18 protein-coding genes and 1 pseudogene are annotated in these 17,624 nt (G+C 68.7%); 3 read left to right on the top strand and 16 right to left on the bottom strand.

The genetic code is table 11. From position 1 onward, the window contains the following. Positions 1-2: 2 nt before the first annotated feature. The 3 genes from OG883_RS03805 to OG883_RS03795 all read right to left on the bottom strand — a co-directional run bounded on the left by OG883_RS03805 (position 3) and on the right by OG883_RS03795 (position 3,844). Positions 3-1,508 (bottom strand): exopolysaccharide biosynthesis polyprenyl glycosylphosphotransferase, encoded by a 1,506-nt coding sequence (locus OG883_RS03805; RefSeq protein WP_266534938.1) that lies wholly within the window; start codon positions 1,506-1,508, stop codon positions 3-5. Further along, entirely contained in the window at positions 1,505-2,629 is a 1,125-nt protein-coding gene (locus tag OG883_RS03800) for a glycosyltransferase (protein WP_266534936.1), read from the bottom strand. Before OG883_RS03800 ends, OG883_RS03805 begins: the two co-directional genes overlap by 4 nt. A 123-nt stretch (positions 2,630-2,752) precedes the next feature. Next, complete coding sequence (locus tag OG883_RS03795) at positions 2,753-3,844, bottom strand: DUF3344 domain-containing protein (protein ID WP_266534934.1); 1,092 nt, start codon at positions 3,842-3,844, stop codon at positions 2,753-2,755. A gap of 532 nt (positions 3,845-4,376) precedes the next feature. Between OG883_RS03795 and OG883_RS03790 the strand changes: the two genes are divergently transcribed. Further along, on the top strand, positions 4,377-4,568 hold the full coding sequence (locus OG883_RS03790) for a hypothetical protein (protein WP_266534931.1): 192 nt from the start codon (positions 4,377-4,379) through the stop codon (positions 4,566-4,568). 151 nt (positions 4,569-4,719) lie between these two features. Here the strand turns inward: OG883_RS03790 and OG883_RS03785 are convergent, their stop codons facing one another. From OG883_RS03785 to OG883_RS03770, 4 genes are all read right to left on the bottom strand, one after another. After that, positions 4,720-5,361 carry a vitamin K epoxide reductase family protein gene (locus OG883_RS03785; RefSeq protein WP_266534928.1) on the bottom strand — a complete coding sequence of 214 codons (642 nt, stop codon included), beginning with the start codon at positions 5,359-5,361 and terminating at the stop codon, positions 4,720-4,722. A 413-nt stretch (positions 5,362-5,774) separates the two neighbouring features. Further along, positions 5,775-7,694, bottom strand: coding sequence for a hypothetical protein (locus OG883_RS03780; protein ID WP_266534925.1), 1,920 nt, complete (start codon positions 7,692-7,694; stop codon positions 5,775-5,777). Positions 7,695-7,848: 154 nt separating this feature from the next. Then, positions 7,849-8,085 (bottom strand): hypothetical protein, encoded by a 237-nt coding sequence (locus OG883_RS03775; RefSeq protein ID WP_266534922.1) that lies wholly within the window; start codon positions 8,083-8,085, stop codon positions 7,849-7,851. A 362-nt stretch (positions 8,086-8,447) separates the two neighbouring features. After that, on the bottom strand, positions 8,448-8,690 hold the full coding sequence (locus OG883_RS03770) for a hypothetical protein (protein WP_266534920.1): 243 nt from the start codon (positions 8,688-8,690) through the stop codon (positions 8,448-8,450). 791 nt (positions 8,691-9,481) lie between these two features. Between OG883_RS03770 and OG883_RS03765 the strand changes: the two genes are divergently transcribed. Next, entirely contained in the window at positions 9,482-10,132 is a 651-nt protein-coding gene (locus OG883_RS03765) for a DUF4360 domain-containing protein (protein ID WP_266534917.1), read from the top strand. A gap of 95 nt (positions 10,133-10,227) precedes the next feature. Here OG883_RS03765 and OG883_RS03760 read toward each other — a convergent pair whose 3' ends face one another. The 3 genes from OG883_RS03760 to OG883_RS03750 all read right to left on the bottom strand — a co-directional run bounded on the left by OG883_RS03760 (position 10,228) and on the right by OG883_RS03750 (position 11,206). Continuing rightward, positions 10,228-10,533, bottom strand: coding sequence for a chorismate mutase (locus OG883_RS03760; protein WP_266534915.1), 306 nt, complete (start codon positions 10,531-10,533; stop codon positions 10,228-10,230). After that, positions 10,533-10,769 (bottom strand): hypothetical protein, encoded by a 237-nt coding sequence (locus OG883_RS03755; protein WP_266534912.1) that lies wholly within the window; start codon positions 10,767-10,769, stop codon positions 10,533-10,535. The genes OG883_RS03760 and OG883_RS03755 overlap by 1 nt, the downstream gene beginning before the upstream one ends. 95 nt (positions 10,770-10,864) lie before the next feature. Then, positions 10,865-11,206: a hypothetical protein gene (locus tag OG883_RS03750; RefSeq protein WP_266534909.1), complete on the bottom strand. Its 342-nt coding sequence runs from the start codon at positions 11,204-11,206 to the stop codon at positions 10,865-10,867. A gap of 117 nt (positions 11,207-11,323) precedes the next feature. On the opposite strand from OG883_RS03750, the gene OG883_RS03745 reads away from it, so the two are divergent. Next, positions 11,324-12,373 carry a helix-turn-helix domain-containing protein gene (locus OG883_RS03745; RefSeq protein WP_266534904.1) on the top strand — a complete coding sequence of 350 codons (1,050 nt, stop codon included), beginning with the start codon at positions 11,324-11,326 and terminating at the stop codon, positions 12,371-12,373. Between the two features lie 137 nt (positions 12,374-12,510). Here OG883_RS03745 and OG883_RS03740 read toward each other — a convergent pair. The 6 genes and pseudogenes from OG883_RS03740 to OG883_RS03715 all read right to left on the bottom strand — a co-directional run. Beyond that, positions 12,511-13,455 (bottom strand): annotated as a pseudogene (locus OG883_RS03740) (hydroxyacid dehydrogenase); the annotation flags it as partial. Next, positions 13,452-14,300 (bottom strand): 4'-phosphopantetheinyl transferase superfamily protein, encoded by an 849-nt coding sequence (locus OG883_RS03735; protein WP_266534901.1) that lies wholly within the window; start codon positions 14,298-14,300, stop codon positions 13,452-13,454. The pseudogene OG883_RS03740 and the gene OG883_RS03735, both read right to left, overlap by 4 nt. Next, positions 14,297-15,040: a 3-oxoacyl-[acyl-carrier-protein] reductase gene (gene fabG / locus OG883_RS03730; RefSeq protein ID WP_266534898.1), complete on the bottom strand. Its 744-nt coding sequence runs from the start codon at positions 15,038-15,040 to the stop codon at positions 14,297-14,299. The genes OG883_RS03735 and fabG overlap by 4 nt, the downstream gene beginning before the upstream one ends. Beyond that, a complete protein-coding gene (locus OG883_RS03725) occupies positions 15,037-16,131 on the bottom strand; it encodes a beta-ketoacyl synthase N-terminal-like domain-containing protein (RefSeq protein ID WP_266534896.1) in 1,095 nt (364 codons plus the stop codon). The genes fabG and OG883_RS03725 overlap by 4 nt, the downstream gene beginning before the upstream one ends. Continuing rightward, complete coding sequence (locus OG883_RS03720) at positions 16,128-17,369, bottom strand: beta-ketoacyl synthase (protein ID WP_266534893.1); 1,242 nt, start codon at positions 17,367-17,369, stop codon at positions 16,128-16,130. The genes OG883_RS03725 and OG883_RS03720 overlap by 4 nt, the downstream gene beginning before the upstream one ends. Continuing rightward, a complete protein-coding gene (locus OG883_RS03715; protein ID WP_266534890.1) occupies positions 17,366-17,623 on the bottom strand; it encodes an acyl carrier protein in 258 nt (85 codons plus the stop codon). The genes OG883_RS03720 and OG883_RS03715 overlap by 4 nt, the downstream gene beginning before the upstream one ends. Position 17,624: the final 1 nt, after the last annotated feature.

Genomic DNA, 17,624 nt, shown 5'->3' with positions numbered 1-17,624 from the left:
GCTCAGCTGCCTCCGAACCGGAACAGGGAACCGGCGGTGCGCGCGAGGATGCACACGTCCTGCCAGAGCGACCAGGTCTCGATGTAGTGGTTGTCGAAGCGGGCGCGGTCCTCGATCGAGGTGTCACCGCGCAACCCGTTCACCTGGGCGAGTCCCGTGATGCCGACGGGCATCCGGTGACGGGCCTGGTAGCCGGGGTGGGCGTGGCTGAACTTGGCGACGAAGTAGGGGCGTTCGGGCCGCGGTCCGACCAGGCTCATGTCGCCGCGCAGCACGTTCCACAGCTGCGGCAGCTCGTCCAGCGAGGTCCGGCGCAGCAGATTGCCGGTGAAGCTCATCCGCCGGTCGAGGGCGACGCTCCAGCGCGTGGCGGACTCGTGCTCGTCGACGGGGCAGAGCGTACGGAACTTCAGGAGGACGAAGGGCCGTCCGTCCAGGCCGATGCGCTCCTGCCGGAAGATGACGCCGGGCCCGTCGAAGAGCCGTACGGCGAGTGCGCAGACGGCCATCACGGGCGCGGCCACCAGCAGGGCGGCGGCGGCGAGCACGGCGTCCATGGCCCGCTTGCCGGTCCGGGCGAACGGCTGGTGGGGTCCGCTGTGCAGGGGCTGTACGGCGAATCCCCACAGGTGGTCGGTTCCCTGCACCCGCCGGTGGGTGATCCCCTCCGCCGCGCCGCCGTCGACCAGCCACAGCCGGCAGCCGTGCTCGGCGAACAGTCCGACGAGCGCGGCGGCTTCGGGGGCCGATTCGGGCGGCCGGGTGAAGACGGCATGCCGGACGTCGTTCTGGATGACCGCGCGGCTGACGTCCTCCGGGGTGGCGAGGACGGGCAGTTGTGCGGTGTCCGGCTGCGGTACGACGTGGCCGGGGTCTACGTGGCCGGGGTCGACCTGGCCCACCGGCCGCAGTCCGTACCCGGCGTGGTCGTACAGGGCGGCGGTGACCTGCTGGGCGACCGGTCCCCGGCCCACGACGAGAGCCGGCTGCGGCCGGCGGGCGGCGCAGGCGCGGCGCGTCAGGTGTACTACGGCCCGTCCCGTGCAGGCGAGCAGCGACTGGACGACGATCGCGCAGGCCAGGGCCGTCCCGTCGACGGCGTAGCGGGAGTCGTATGCGGTGAGGACTTCCGCGGTGCCGTACCACTGCAACAACCCCAGGCCAAGCAGCGCGGGAAGTTCGCCGAGCGCGGAAGGGGACAGGCCCGGCCGGTAGAGCCCGCGGTAGGTGTGCAGCACCGACAGGACCGCGGCGAGCAGGGCGAAGGCAAGCTGTGGCCAGTGCACTCCGGGCACCAGGGAGAGGGCGAGTGCCACGGCGAGCAGGTCGGCGGCGAAGAGGCCGGCGGCTGGCAGGCCCATGACGGATCCGCGCCAGCTGATCCCGTGCGGGCCGGGGGGAGCGGTCCCGCGGCGGACGACGCTCCGTGGCGGATGGATCGAGGAAGCCGAGCGATGCACGGCTGTTGCCTGGGAGGTATGGGGCGCTGGTGCACTCTCCGTCGTCATCGCTCGGTGCGCTTCCTCGTCATGGGTTGGGGCGAGTTCAGAAGTTCCTGGTAGAGGCCGGAGACGGCTGCGGTGGTCTGCCGTACGTCGCAGGTCGCCCTGGTGTGATCCCGCGCCGTGCGGCCCAGACGGTCGCGTAGTGCGCGGTTGGTCAGCAGCACGGTCAGTGCCGCGGCGAGGGCCGGCGGGTCGTCGGCCGGTACGAGTCCGAAGGCCTCGTGGCCGGGGGGCAGGCTCTCCCCGGCTCCGCTGACATCGCTCAGCACGACCGGCCGCCCGCAGGCCATCGCCTCAAGGGGGGCCAGGGCCATGCCCTCCCAGCGCGACGGGAGTACGACGACGTCCGCCGCGCGGTACCACTGCCGCGGGTCCCTGCTCGCCCCCGCGAACAGCACGCCCGGTGGGGTGAGCCGTATCAGCTCCTCCCTGTCGGGCCCGTCCCCGACGAGCACCAGCCGGGCATCGGGGACGGCCGCGGTCACCTGCGGCCAAGCCGTCAGCAGAATGTCCTGCCCTTTCTGCCGGCACAGACGGCCCACACAGACCACGAGGGGTACCTCGGGCGGGATCCGCTTCAGCATCGGCAGGACGGCACGGGCGGCGGCAGGGCGGGCCGTTCCGTCGTCGCCTGCGAAGTGCTGGAGATCGACTCCGTTACGGATCACCGACCAGCGGGCGGCGATGCCGGCCTGCTCCCCCACCCGGCGCTCTGTCTCACTGACACAGAGGGTCCGGGTGCTCCAACGGGTCCCGTACCGCTCCCACTTCAGAGCCAGCGCGGCCGCACGCCCCTCCACCGCCTCGAAGGACCAGGCGTGCGGCTGAAAGACGGTGGGGACCCGTCCCCGTACGGCGAGGCGTGCGGCCAATCCGGCCTTGGCGCTGTGCGCGTGCACCACGTGCGGCTCGGTACGGCGGATCAGCCTGGCCGCGGTCAGGACCTCCCCGGCCAGCCGGGGGCCGGGTGCGCGAACGGCGGGCCAGGGGTGCACGCGTGCGCCGGCCTCGGCGGCGTCCGCCGCCAGCACCCCGCCCGGCGGACAGGCCACGACCGTGCGGAAGCCCTCGGCAACCTGGGCCCGGACCAGGTCGGTGACGACGCGTGCGACTCCCCCTTCCACCGGTTGCACCAGATGAAATACCGTCAGTTCACTCTTCCCAGCCCAACTTCTTTGCGGCACGTGCGGCTCTCTTCGTACGTGGACTGTAGACCTTGCTCGGGCGAGCAGCGCCGACTCGGAGAATCAGCGGCGAGAGTCTGCCTGCAGGAAGAGAGCGCCCAGAAAATACCCGCGGCTTTCGGCGCTGAACCGGAAGGTCAAGGAACCGCCGCCCGATGTCAGGGCCCGCTTGATGTCGAATACGTCGGAGTCGTACCCGAGCGTATTCACATACGAGGGCTGTCGCTTGATGCCGGGGCGCTTTACATCGGTGATGGTGGAATTCATCGCGTCATTGGCCGGGTTGGCACTGTTGGTGAGGGCGACGGGCTTGCGGTTTCCGGCCCGGACGCTTGCCCCGTCACGCAGACCGCGGTCGCCGTCGTACGAAACGAAACCGGCACGTCCGCCCGCTCTCGCCGGAATACGTAGACCCTTCACGGTCAGGGAATGGTTCTTCCGGGCGGCATTCAGCGTCTCGAAGCCGTCCCAGATCGCTAGGTGGCGCTTCGGTTCCCGGCTGTTCTCGTACGCGACGACAAGCGTCCAGCCGCCCCACGAGCCGACCTTCGAATGCCCCATCGCCACATTGATCTGGGCCACGGTGTACAGGCCCGAACCACTCCGGCGCACCAGGGGGGTGACATCGGCCGAGGCCTGGAACGCGTCGCTGCCGTCGGCGTCACGGTGGGCGACGCGGGTGTCCGCGAGGACTTCCTTGTACTCACCGCCCGGTTCGGCGATCAGGATCCGGCCGTTGTCCTTGGGCGGCTTCTGCTCACCGACCCGCAGATTCCCGCCCCAGTACAGACGCGCGTAGCGCACCCGTGAATTCTTCGGGACGGCCAGCTGGGCACGGCTCGAGTTGTAGGTGTTCGGGTCGTCGTCGACGTCGACATAGAACATGTCGAAGTCACTGTTGGCACCTGCGGCGCCCTTCTTGACGGCGGAACACGAAGCGGCCGCGGAGGATTTCGGCGACCGGCAGGTGATCGCGGAGTTGGCGGCCCGGACGATGCCCCCGTGGTACGTGGCCCGGTAGCGCTGCTTGAATGGAATTCTGGATGATTCCGGTGCGGCCGGGGCAGCCGTGGCCGGAATTGGAGCGACCGTGAGCGCCAGGCAGACCATTGCGCCCAGGACCCCGCGCGTGGTGAATCCCACCGACTTCGACATGAGTTGCTCTCCATGGTCGATCAACGTGACACAACAGGAGTGCACCGTGTCAGAAAGATAGTTGGAAATCACGTCAGACTCGCTCGTACCGCCATCTGGAGGTCACCCGAATACACCGGTCTCCCCATCCCGCTACTGCCTGCTGGACATCGGACCGGTGCATTTCTGGAATAGCCCATCCGGTGATCTCACACAGCTCACCGCCGACCGCGCGCGGGAGGTGTCAGGATGACCGCCACGGCATGTGAACACCCGAAGTATGCAAAGGCGTTCGGCCACAAAGCAGATGATACGAGAATCTCCGCATCCCTACGTTGGTGTGGCGTCGGCACAGCCCTTGGGAGCAGGGGTTTCCCCTACGGCCAGGGCTCGTTATCAAGTCGACGGCGGCGACGAACGCCACCGGGGAAAGGGAATCGAAAAGATGAAGTACTTGAGGGTTGCCACGATCGTTGCCGGCTCCGTTGTTGCGATGGCCGGGAGTTCCTCCGCATACGCCGCAAGCACGACACTCGTGCCTGCCATGCCTGTCATGAGCCTCGACAGCGACCTTGCACAGCCCTTCGATTCGGCACCGGCTCCGGATCGCATGGCCGAGGACGTGCACAAGGCCGCGAAAAGCGTGGTGGAGAGGAACGACTCCAAGCACGATGAGCCGCAGGAGGTCCTCGATTCGGTCGGCGAGGTCACCCACCGGCTGGGCGGCGTCGAACTGGGCGACTGAATCGGCCGCCTGTCGCAGCGTATTGGGGAGGGGCAGGCCTTCGGCGGCCGCGGCCCCTCCCCTTTCGGGCAGCAACTGAATCCCGCACGTGACAGCGCAAGGGCCCCGACATCGAGCAGGACGTCGGGGTCCTTGCGCTGTCACGTGCGGGTCAGCTGGTCCAGAAGTCCCACCAGCGGGTCAGGATCAGCATCCCGATGGTCCCGGTCCACAGCACCGGCGGCATCCAGTGGAACTCCAGCAGTCCGTTGCGCAGGCCCTCGGGGACCTTGATGATCCGGTGCTCGATGTTGTGCAGGGTGACGTAGCAGAACATCACGATCGTGGCGACCCAGGCCAGACAGCACCACAGGCACAGCGAGTTGATGTTGTAGAGCGACTGGTACTGGAGCCAGGTGCAGAAGCCGACACCGAAGAACGTGCCGGCGTTGAGACCGAGCCAGAACCAGCGGCGGTAGCGGGCACCCGCGAGAACACCGACACCGATGGCGATCACCATCGCGTACGTCACCAGACCCAGCATCGGGTTCGGGAACCCGAACGCCGACGCCTGATCGCTGGTCATGATGTTGCCGCACGACACAATGGGGTTCAGGCTGCACCCCGGCTTGAACGTCGGGTCCTCCGCCAGCTTGATCTTGTCGATCGTGATGACCCACGCGGCCAGCAGACCCGCCGCGCCCGTGACCACCAGCAACCAGGCAAAGGCACGACTGCCACCGACATTCTTTCTTTCGGCCCGCCGCCCCCTCTCGCGCTCGACGGACACACGCCCGACTGCCGTAATTGTCATATCGTTCTCACACCTTCGGTTGCGTGCTGGACGCCCTCATTGTGCCCCAATGGGGAATTACTCCGGTTCCGCTGAGTCGATTCGGCAAATGGATGAATATGGCGCTCGGCGGCCGCCCGGGGATGATGAAATAGTCGAGCAGACCGTGCACGAGATGTGCTCCGGGTGCACGCCTCCAGCCGGCGACGCATCGCGTCGTAGGGCAGTCGCGCCTCCTTGTTGGCACGGCGCACCCGGAGACATCGGTCCGTCCCGTCGGCGGAAGGCCTCCTCCAGGCCTTCCGCCGATTTCGCATGCGACGGATTGATGCGAACGGGTCGGCACTCCTGCCCGTGCGGCCCTGGTTCTCCACGGCCGCGCGGGCAGAGCGGTTCGGAGGGCCGGCCGGCCCCTGACCGGCCGGCCCTCGGTCTCAGTCACACGACACGCTGATGACTTCCAGCACGGGGAGGTTGTTCAGACGTAGCGCGCACGGCGGACTCTTCGACGGCTCGGGTTGAGGTGTGCCGCTGTCCTCGGGGGCGGAGGTGGCGGGACTGGGGGGCAGGCTGGTGCCCGGGGCACCCGTCGGCGCGTCATGCCCGGTCCCCTGTCGAGCGACGGGCCGGGAGCCGTCCGTGGCGGGCGGGGGCGATTGAGCGACAGTGGGCGCGGGGGTGGGCCGGTGCACAGGTACGACGGCAGCGGGTCGGTCGGGCTCCGAGGTCGGGGCAGAGGTATCGGACGGCGAACTCGATTCGGCCGTACTGGGCATCGGCGGCCCGCCGACGGGGTACGCCGGCTGGTGCGCCGACCGAGTGATTCCCCAGGTCAGCCCGGCGAGCGCGAGAGCCAGAATGATGACAACGCCCCACAACAAGTACGGCGGGCGGCGTCCGTGCTTGCCGCTGGTGACGCCCAGGCGCTTGCGAACGAAGCGGACGGCTCCCCGCACCAGTTGCAGCACGATGATCACGGCGCCGGCCACGGGGAGAAGCAGCAACAGGATCTGGACGCCGGCGGAGAGGACTCCCAGCACTGGATTGCCCGATGTGGTGGCACTCCCGGCGAGCGCTCCGACGGTGTGCCAGCCGGTCCTGACGAGATCCGGGACCCGGACGATCAGGATGCCCAGCTGGATCGCCAGGGCAGGGACGACGCACAGCACCCAGACGGTGACGACGACCTGGGGCCAGCGCTTGAGGGCCAGAAGACTCTCGTCGGCCGGCCGGCGGAGCAGGGCACGTTTCAGGATCGGCCCGATGTACTTGAACAGATCGGGGATGCCGACCAGGTCGGAGATGATGTAGTACCCGTCGAACCGGAGCGACGGAATGAGCTGCTGAACGATTTCGAGGTTGATGGCCAAAATCGCCACCAACAGCACGTACCAGCCGGTCGCGAGGTACGCGAAGCTGAGGCCGACGATGAACAATGCGTTGAAGTAGACGCCTCCGAGATCGACCCGCAGACGACCTGCGCGCCCCAACCGGTACGAGTCCGTGACGTCGGTGTAGAAAGCGGGCCACACCAAATAGATGCCGCACCCCATGGCTCCCGGACGCGCCCCGCTGGAACGGCACGCGGCGGCGTGACCGATCTCGTGGAAGGCGGAGGAGACCAGGGTCAGAAGGACGACCAGCAGGATGCTGGCGGGCGTCACGAGAGCCTGTTGCAGTGCGGATGCCATGCTCCTGCTGCTGAACAGCAAGGACTCGCAGAATACGAAAGCGCCGACGGCCAATAGCATCACGACGGGACGGAACAGCCAGGTGAAGAGGCCGCTGATGCTCCAGGATGCGGACTCGGAGAAAACGGCTTTCCGGAATCGCAGCGCAAGAAATGGGTTGGCCTTGGTGATTTCTGGAGGCGAGCCGTCACTGTAGGTGGTGACGCCCAGGGGCGCCAGCTTCTTGTCAATGAGGAAGACAATGTGGCTCGGCTCGAATTCACGGCCGGTTTCCCGGCTCAAGGCGTCCGACAGCCAGGACAAGTATTGCTGGGCGCTCTGCGGAATCGCGTTCGACTGCTGCTGGATTTGGGTAAGCCTGGCAAGCAGGTACAACAATTCCGGTAGACGGACCACCTGTCCGTCGAAGCGGCGGACCAGTTGGGGAGGCTCCCGGTATCCGGAGCCTTCGAACTCGCCGACCAGCTCCGTCCCTTCGGTCAGTCTGGGCACCGAAAAGGTGGATGGACGGGATTTTACTGTCACAGGTGACGACACTCGCGGGCTGATGGTGCTCTCCAGAGGGATGCGGGTGATGCGGCAGGTGCAGGGCGCCGAAGCCTTCATCAGATGAACGAGTGTGGGGTTCTCCTGGTTACACAAGAAGCCCGGCAGAACCAGCAAGAGCGGCAATTCCTGAGAAGTCCGGCCCGGAAAGACCGATCACAGCGCATCGGAAACGCACCTCACTGGGCGCCCATATGAAAGTCGGGGAAGCGCCGACAGAATTTGCCAGCCCTTCCCCGACTCATGATGGTCTGCTGCCACCAGGTGGTTCCTAGAAGATCACCGCGGCGGGGGTGCAGGTCACGGAGCTGTAGTACGACCCGATCGGCAGGCCAGCGATGATCTCCGGCGACCCGGACTGCACCGCGCAGGCCGACACGATGGCGCCGCCGCCGTGGCCACCGTCGCCACCGAAGCCGCCGCCCAGACCGAAGGCGGAGAGCACGGCACGCTCGGGCAGCAGCTCGCCCGTGAGGTTGTTGAGTTCCTCAAAGTTAACCGCAGACATCCTGTTTCCTTTCGTTCCATGCCCCAGACGGATGGCCCGGCTGGAACGTAAGCCTTTGTATCGCAGCCAAACCGTGATGGCGAATCCAGAGCAGTCACAGCATCAATGTTCACCCATTCAGCCTCCCCCCCATGGCGTCGGGGCCGGCGAGCGATTAATGAGCCGGTTCGATCTTCAGGTGGATTCGAGTGCCAGTGAGCCTTTTCCACCAGAGCATCAAGTAGGTGCCGGCCCTTCAGGGCGGCTATGACCTGCCCAGGGAAGCGTTACGCGCATGGCGCCCATATGAAAGTCGGGGAAGCACCGACACGATTGTCAGCACTTCCCCGACTCATGGTGGTCAACTGCCACCAAGTGTTACCTCAGAAGGCCACCGTGGAAGGGGTGCAGGTCACGGAGCTGTAGTACGACCCGACCGGCAGGCCAGCGATGAGCAGCGGCGACCCGGAGCTCGCCGTGCAGGTCGAAACGATGGCACCGTTGGGGCCACCGTTGCCACCCTCGAAACCGTAGTCGCCACCCAGGCCGAAGGCGGAGAGCACGGCACGCTCGGGCAGCATCTCGCCCGTGAGGTTGTTGAGTTCCTCAAAGTTAACGGCAGACATCCTGCATTCCTTTCGTTCGCGTTCCAGCCGGATTGCCCGGCTGCAACGTTCACCTTTGTATCCCAGCCCAAACCGTGATTGCGAATCGAGAGCAGCCCCAGCATCTATATTCACCCATTCGGCCTTCATTCATAATTCTGGGGACTCGGTGGATGATTAATAGGCTGGTTCGATATTCAGGTGGATTCGAGTTCCACGGCGCCCACGGTCACGCGACCGGTTGGCAGTCACGGCGGCCTCTCCACCAGGCATTACGGCTCGTCTCCTGCGGCCGGCTCGGGCCTGACCGCCGGATCGAGGCGTCAGAACAGCGGCGGTTCACGGAGGGCGACGAACGGCGAACGGCGCTTGCGGGAGCTCCGCGGCCGGGGATCACAGCGCAGGAGTCGAGGGCGTGAAGTGATCGAGACGGCGGTCCGCCCGCTCCACCCGTCGAAGCAGTGGTGAGGCGCGGTCCGGGCGATGCCGCTGTCCGCGACCGCCGTGATGCGGCGCCGAGCGCGCCGGCCGGCTCGGGCCGGGAGCCGCATCAGCAGGCATTGAAGGCGTCGCAGGCGTCCGTCGTTGTGAGCTCGTTGTGAGCACGTCCCGCTGTGGGGAGACCGTGCCCCCTTCTTCACGCCGCCTTCACACGGCCGATAACGGACTGTCCAACCTCCGCGCCCGCCGCCTACGATTCCCCTCGATCCGGCCCTTCGAATAACCGCTCAGATATTTGAAAGGTTGACATGGTCATGGCTTTTTCATGACCTGTTCCGGATGACCCCTCAGATTTCCCCGATGGGAGAATCATGTCCCGTGCACTTCTCGCGGGCGGCGCGACAGCGGCGATTATCGCTTCGCTGCTCGCCGCTCAGAACGCTTCCGCGGTCAGCATCGCGCCCCCGGACAAAATCACGATCGACATCGCGACGGTCAACGGGTCGGGGTGCCGCCAAGGGACCGCCGCCATCGCCGTGTCCGAGGACAACACGGCCTTCACCGTGACCTACAGCGACTACCTCGCCAAGGTGGGCGTGGGCGCCGGGGCGACCGACTTCCGGAAGAACTGTCAGCTCAACCTCGTCGTGCATGTCCCGCAGGGCTTCACCTACGCGGTCGCCAGCGCCGACTACCGCGGCTATGCCAGCCTGCAGTCCGGCGCCACGGCGTCGCAGAGGGCGTCGTACTACTTCCAGGGCTCTCCGGACACCGCGTCCAGAAACCATCCGTTCACAGGCCCGGTCGACGACAACTGGCAGGCGACCGACACCACCGAGTGGGGCCAGCTGGTCTGGGCCCCGTGCGGGGTCAAGCGGAACTTCAACATCAACACCGAGATACGCGTCAACGCCGGGACCTCGGACCCGAAGAAGACGACCAGCTTCATGACCATGGACTCGACCGACGGTGAGATCAACACCGTCTACCGGCTCGCGTGGAAGGAGTGCGACGAGCCCTGACCGGGCCCGGCCCCGAGGGGTCGCCCGAGGGGTCGTACGTCCCGGGCGCGTGAGAGCGCCGACCGCGCCCGGGACTTCCGGTGACAGGTGCGGGATCAGTTCGTCGCCGACGGGGACACGCCCCGGCAGATCTCGAGCAGCGCCAGCGAGATCGTGGTCCCCTGACGGCCGAAGCCGTCCGCATACCCCTTGATGACCTTCATCTCGCGGCCGGTGTCCGTACGCGATCCCCCCTCGGCCATCCGGGCGCGCTGCACGGCGTGCGAGAGTTCACGACGGCGCTCGAACAGGGCCCGGATCTCCGCGTCGACCTGGTCGATGCCGGAGCGGAGTTCACCCACGGTCTGTGCGTTCTCCCCGGCCTGCGTGGCCTGCGCGGTCGTTTCCTGCTGCGCGAGCATCACGGTCCCCAGGTGTTGTCGAGGGTGAACTGGATCGGACTGCTGAGATCGAACGGCTTCAAGATGATCTCCGCAACGATGCCGGGTACCGAAACCGTTGCCCCGGTCGACGGTGCGGTGGTGCTCTCCACGGCAGTGGCCGCCGGCGCCAGGCCAATCAGCGCGGCAACAGTCATCCCCATGACGGTTGCCGGCTTGGCGATGGTCCGTGCTCGACGGTGAGCGGTGTTCCCCATGACTCTTTCTCCCCCAGGTACGTCTCAACTGTGCGGATCGGGCGTTCCGTCCCGACAGCCATGAGTCTTGCCTGTCACACCCCGCCCCGTCTGCATCACTGACTGTCAGGGTCCTGTGATGGCAACTCCCTGTCACTCGGCACCAGTCCGAGCTGCTCCATGGCGAGCGACAGCGGAACTGCCGGTTCCCAGTCGATCGCGGGGACGTCGAAGGAGGACGGCAGCGCACGGGCCACCAGCAGGGCGGCGGCCTCCTCGGTGCGCGCGGCATCCGCATGGCCGAGAAAGAGCACCAGTTGTGCCTCGCCGTCGGCCGTCAGGCGGAGATGAAGATGCTCCAGGCGGTCCTCGGTGGTGACGACCCGGCGGATCCGGTCATCGAGCGCATCGCCGCCGGTCAGCGCTCGTGCAGGCACCCTGGCCGTTACCAGGAACATGATTGCGCCCCCATGAACGACAGCTGAATCGAACCGCAGACTGCTGAGTAACGTTGCTGTTGATCGTCTTTGGCTGAGATAGTGGCATACGTCGCTGCGTGTGATCGCGCGGTTGGCATGGAGTTCTCCGGGGGGCGAACGTTGGACCAGTTAGGTCTGGATTCTGATGCAGAATCGGTTTATCGAGTTCTTCTCAAGACACCCAGAGCAGGCGTGGCGGAAATCGCCCAGGTGCTCGACTGGCCCGCCTCGAGGGTGACGGACACGCTCAATGAGCTGGCAGCACTCGCACTGGTACGGCGGTCCTCGGAGGAACCGGACAAAATGCGGCTCGTCAACCCGGAGTTCGGGCTGGCGAGTCTGCTGCACCGCCAGGAGCAGGAGCTCGCCGAGCGCCAACAAGCCATGGCGGCCACCCGGCTGACCATCACCAGAATGCTCACCGAGTACGACGACAGCCCCTCGGCCACGACCACCGAGGTGCGGCGGTACACCGGACTCGACGCCATCGGCTCGCAGATCGAGCGCCTCTCGCACAGCGCGGAGTTCGAGATACAGGTCTTCGCGCCGCGCGGAGCACAGAGCCAGTCGTCGCTGGACGCGGCACGGCCGCTCGACCAGAACGCCCTCGACCGCGGCATCCGGCTGCGCTACGTCTACCTCGACTCCATACGCAACGACCGCGCGACGCTCTGCTACGCGCGCTGGCTGCAGGAGTGCGGCGGCGAGGTGCGCACCGTCCCGCAACTGCCGCTGCGCATGATCATCTACGACCGTCGCACAGCCATAGTCCCGACGGATCCCGAGGCCGCGGCCAAGGGAATCCTCGTACTCGACGGTACGGGAGTGATCACCGCGCTGGTCTCGCTGTTCCAGCAGACCTGGGAACAGGCGCAACCGATCGGCGGCACCCGCCCGCAGGAGACGGAGGGCGTGAGCGCGCAGGAACAGGCCGTCCTCGACCTGCTGATGGAGGGCCACACCGACGAGGTCATCGCCCGCAAACTGGGTGTTTCGGTGCGGACGGGCCGGCGCGTCACGGCGGAGCTGATGGCACGCCTGGGCGCCCGCAGCCGCTTCCAGGCCGGTGCTCTCGCGATGGGCCGAGGCTGGCTCGGACCTGCGGGCACGGGCGAGGGAACGGATACGGGCGCTGTTGACGTGTGACGTCACCGGCTGACCGCGAGAGCCTGCACCGTGTCCGACGCAGGGTCCGATGCCTTGTCCGATGCCTTGACCGATGTCCTGTCCGACGCCCTGTCCGACGCCCTGTCCGATGCCTGGCCGGTTGCCCGGCCCGGGGTGTTGACCGCGTCGGGCACGGGCACGCCGGCCAGTGCCAGCAGTACGGACTCGGCGGCCTGGGTTCCGGCGCGCTCCTGCGCCTCGGGGGTGCTTGCGCCCAGATGCGGGGTGACCACGACATTGGGCAGCTCGAACAGCGGTGAGTCCGTGCAGGGCTCGGTCGCGAAGACATCGAGGCCGACGCCGGCCACCCGGCCCTCCTTGAGCGCCGCGTACAGCTCGTTCTCGTCGACGATTCCGCCGCGCGCCGCATTGACGATCCGCAGCTCGGGCCGGACCCGCTGGAGCGCCTCGAAGCCGATCAGGCCCGTCGTCTCGGGGGTGCGCGGCAGGTGCACGGTGAGGAAGTCCGCGCGGGCGAGGAGCTCGTTCAGGCCTGCCAGCCGTACGCCGACGGCCGCGGCGTGCTCTTCGGTCGCGTACGGGTCGTAGGCGATGACCTCCATGTCGAAGGCTGCCATCCGGCGGGCCACCAGCGAGCCGATCCGGCCGAGGCCGAGCACACCCAGCGTCTTTCCGGCAAGCTCCACCCCGGTGTACGTACTGCGGGCCCAGCGGCCGGCCTTGAGCGCGGCATCGGCCTGCGGGACATGGCGGGCCACGGCGAGCAGCAGCGCCACCGCGTGCTCGGCGGCGCTGACGACGTTGGAGGCGGGGGCGTTGACGACGGTGACGCCGGCGGCGGTGGCCGCGGGTACGTCCACGTTGTCCAGGCCCACGCCCGCGCGGGCGACGACCTTGAGGCGGGGAGCGGCGGCCAGCGCCTCGGCGTCGATGCGGGTGGCGGAGCGTACGAGCACGGCGTCGGCCTCGGCGAGGGCGGCGAGCAGGGCGGGGCGGTCGGTGCCGTCGACATGGCGCACGTCGACGTTGCCGTTCCGGCCGAGCACGGCCACGGCGGACGGCGTGAGGGCATCCGCGATCAGAGCGACATACGTACTCATCGGGCCAGTTCCCTTTCGGTGGTGTGGAGACGCAGCAGTGCGGAGCCGTCGTGCTGTGCCAGGCGCAGCGGTGCGCCGAGGGCGGCGAGCGCGGCCCGGTGACCGGGCCCGGCGTCGAGGTCGTACAGCCGCAGCGGCAGCAGGGGGCGGTCGGGGCCGTCCCAGGCGAGCAGCCGCGGTGGGGCGTCGGGCGCGGTGACCCGCAGCAGGTCGGGCGCGACGGCGAGGCCGTCCCCGGTCGACTTGAGCAGGGCCTCCTTGCGGGTCCAGTAGCGGATGAATCCGGCCGGGCGCTCGGCCTCGGGGAGCGCGGCGAGGACGACGCGCTCCTGCGGGGCGAGGACCCTTTCGGCCACGTCGTTCACGTACGGGGAGATCTCCTCCACGTCCACGCCCACCGGGGTGGAGTGCGCGAGTGCGACGACGACGCGGCCGCCCGAGTGCGACAACGAGAGCCGCAGCGGGTCGGGCGGCTGCGGTTTGCCGTGCGGGCCGCCGCAGTGCTTGCACACCACGGTGAGCTCCAGCTCATGTGGTTCCAGGCCGAGTTGGGGGGCTGCGACGGCTCGCGCGAGCGCGTGCGCCGTGAGGTGGAGGGCCCGGGAGGCGGGGTTGCGCAGAGCGGCGTGGCGGGTCGCCTCCCGCGTGTCCAGCAGCTGGTGCAGGGCGGGGTGGGCGTCGGCGGCCGAGGCCCACCACAGCTGGCACTGGCCGGGTTCCAGCGCGGGGACCGCGGGATGTTCCCCCTCCCCGCCCCTTCCCGTCAGCGGGGCTCCGCCCCGGACCCCGCTCCTCGATCGCCCGAGGGGCTGATTTCCGGGGCGGAGCGCCCGGTCGGGGGTCACAGGCCTCCGTCCACCGGGAGGACCGCGCCCGTGATGTAGGTGGCGCGGCCGGAGGCCAGGAAGGCCACCGCGTCGGCGACTTCGGTGGCAAGGCCCGCCCGGCCGAGCGCGGTGCGCTCGGCGACCTGGTCCTTGACCGAGTCGTCGAGGGCGGCCGACATGTCGGTGTCGATCAGGCCGGGCGCCACCGCGTTGACGCGGATGCCGCGCCGGCCGACCTCCTTGGCGAGGGAGCGGGAGAACGCGACGATCCCGGCCTTGGAAGCCGCGTAGTTGGTCTGGCCCGCGTTGCCCTGCAGCCCCACGACCGAGGAGACGGTGACGATGCTGCCCGCCCGCCGCTTGAGCATGGGGAAGACGACGGCCCGGCAGACGTGGTAGACGCCGTCCAGGTTGGTGTCGAGGACCTCGTGCCACTCCGTGTCGGACATCATCAGCAGGGGCTTGTCGCGGGTGATGCCGGCGGAGGTGACGGCGAGCGCGATCGGCCCGAAGTCCTTCTCCGTACGGCTCACCCAGGCACGCACGCCCTCGGCGTCGGTGACGTCGACGCGCACGGCGAGGGAGCGGGCACCGGTGCCGGTCAGCTCCTTCTCCGGGTTGGCGGCCGCCTGCTCGTCGCCGCGGTAGCAGAAGGAGATGTCGTACCCGTCCTCGGCGAGCCGCAACGCGACGGCCCGCCCGATACCGCGGGATCCGCCGCTGATGAGGGCGACGGGGCGGATGTGGTCGGCGCTCACCGGGCACCGTCCGCACTGTCGGCTGAGCCGTTGGCGGGCGTGCCGTTCGTCAGGAGCCTGAGCACCGCCGCACCCACCGGGCCGTCCGGGTCCGTCGCCGTGATCACCGCGATCCTGCCCGCTCCGGCCGGGGCCGCCAGCAGGGAGGCTATCTGGAAGGCTCCCGTGGCCGCGGCCGTGTCGCCCAGCAGGGCCGGGGAAGGCACCCGGTTGCGTACGGCAGGGTCGAACAGGGCCTGGAGCACCTGCTGTTCCTGCTCGCCCGCCGGACCCGGTGCGCCTCCCGGTGCCGTCGCCCAGACCTCGTCGGGGCGGACGGCCGCCGCTTCGAGCGCGGTGTGCAGGGTGGCCGTGAGGGCCTCCGCGAAGTCACCGGTGAGAGCGACCCGGTGGTGTACGGCCAGGACTTCGGCGAGCGCCTCCCCCGGTCCTGAGCCCGCGTGCTCCAGCAGCAGCATCGCGCAGCCTTCGCCGAGGACCGCCTCGTCGTCGTACGCACGATGGGCCAGGTGCGCGCGGGTCGCGGAGTACTCCTCGACCGAGCCGCACAGCACCCGTTCCGCCCGGCCGTCGGCCAGCAGCCTGCGGGCGTGGGCGAGGGCTATCAGGCCGGACAGCCGGCCGGCGGCGACCGTGGAGTTCGGGCCCTTGAGGTGGTGGCGGATCGCACTGGCCGAAGCCGCCCTGTTCATGGCCATGTTGGGGACCTTCGACGGCGGTACGTCGATGGGCCGGTCGCCCTCCAGCGAGGCCTTGGTGAACTCGAGGAAGCCCTGGACGCTGCCGGACGCGGTGCCCAGGACCAGTCCGGTGCCGGGGCCGCCCGCGTCGTCGCCGAGCAGTTCCCGTACCGCCACGGCCGTCAGTCCGGTCATCCGGTCCATGCCGCGGGTGCCGGCCTTGCCGAGCGCCTCGCGGACGTCGAAGTCGGGCACCATGCGAGCGGTGGCGGAAGGGGCGGACAGCCACTCCTCGGGCGCCGGGACGGGGTCGACAGCGGTGCGCGAGCGCAGGCCGTCGGTCAGTGCCTCACTGCCGATGCCGTACGGCGACACCGCCGACCACGCAGTGATGACCGCGGTGGTGCTCATCGGGCGTACTCCCCTCGGGGGTTCTGGTGGCGGCCGAGCAGCACGACGGCGTTGTTGCCGCCGAACGCGAGGCCGTTGTTCTGCACGATCCGCACATCCGCGGCGATCGACTCGTTGGGCACCACATCCACGTCACACGTCGGGTCGGTGGTGCGGTGGTTGGCCGTCGGCGGGATGAAGCCGTGCCGGATCGCGAGCGCCGAGGCGATGGCGCCCAGCGCGCTCGCCGCGCCCATGGTGTGTCCGATCATTGCCTTGAGGCCGACGGTGCGCGGCACCTCGTCCCCGAACACCTGGCGGATCGCGGCGATCTCGGTGGTGTCGTTCGTCGGTGTGCCGGTGCCGTGCGCGGAGATCAGGTCGACCTCTTCGGGCTTGACGGAGGCGTTCTGCAGGGCGAGGCGGATGCAGCGGGCGACGCTGTCCTCCTCGGGTGCGGTGGGGTGCGCGGCGTCGCAGTTGAGGCCGTAGCCGAGCACTTCGGCGTAGATGTGTGCGCCGCGGGCGAGGGCCGACTCCTCGGTCTCCAGGAGCAGCAGGCCCGCACCCTCTCCGGTGAGCAGGCCCTTGCGCTCGGAGTCGAAGGGGCGGCACTCGTCCGGGGCGATCAGGCCGAGCCGCGAGAAACCGGCGAAGGTCTTGCGGTTCAGCGCGTCCGCGCCGCCGACGAGCGCCCACTCGGCCTCGCCGCTGCGCACCGCGTCGAAGCCGCTGCCGATGGCGTAGTTGCCGGCGGCGCAGGCGGTGGCGACGGTGCTGGTCTCGACGTCGGACAGGCCCAGTTCGCGGGCGATGTTCAGCGCGAGGCTGCCGGTGGCGGTCCGCGACATCGCACGGCCTGTGAAGGCGCTGAGCCCGATGGCGAGCGCCGACTCGGTGAGCAGGTCGAGCTCGCCGACCTCGCCGTCGGTGGTACCGATGACGATGGTGCCGCGCCGCTCGCGCAGCCGTTCCTCGGTCAGTCCGGCGTCCTCGAGCGCCATCCGGGCGGCCGCGGCCGAGAACTGCGAGGCCCGCCCAATCTCTTCGGGCCGTACGGTACGCAGCCGGGCGGCCGCGTCGAAGCCGTGGACCTGGTGGCCTCGGGTGCCGGGGAACCCGGCGGTGTCGAAGACGGTGATGTCGGAGGTGCCGACCCGGCCGGCCTTCAGGGACGCGGTGAACTCCGCGACGCCGGTGCCGATGCTGGACAGCACCCCGCAGCCGGTGAGTACGACCCGGCGTTGCTCTGTGGTCACGGCTGCCGCCCCTCGGCTGTGGTGAGCACCTCGAGCACGGCCTCCAGATGGACCAGCTTGACCAGGTCCTCCTGCGGGATGACCACGCCGAGCTCGCTCTCGATGCGGGAGAGGATCTCGATGGCGCCGAGCGAGTCCGCGCCGTGATCCTCGATGAACAGGCTGGTGGCGGTGAGCTCTTCGTCCTCCAGCTCGAGGACGTCGATGATGATGGCCCGGACGGCCGCCACGTCGGCAGGAGCATTGACAGTCATG

This window comes from Streptomyces sp. NBC_01142, from assembly GCF_026341125.1.
Lineage (GTDB): Bacteria > Actinomycetota > Actinomycetes > Streptomycetales > Streptomycetaceae > Streptomyces.
Note: the sequence above shows the minus strand (reverse complement) of the source record. Positions and strands in the feature narration are given on the sequence as shown.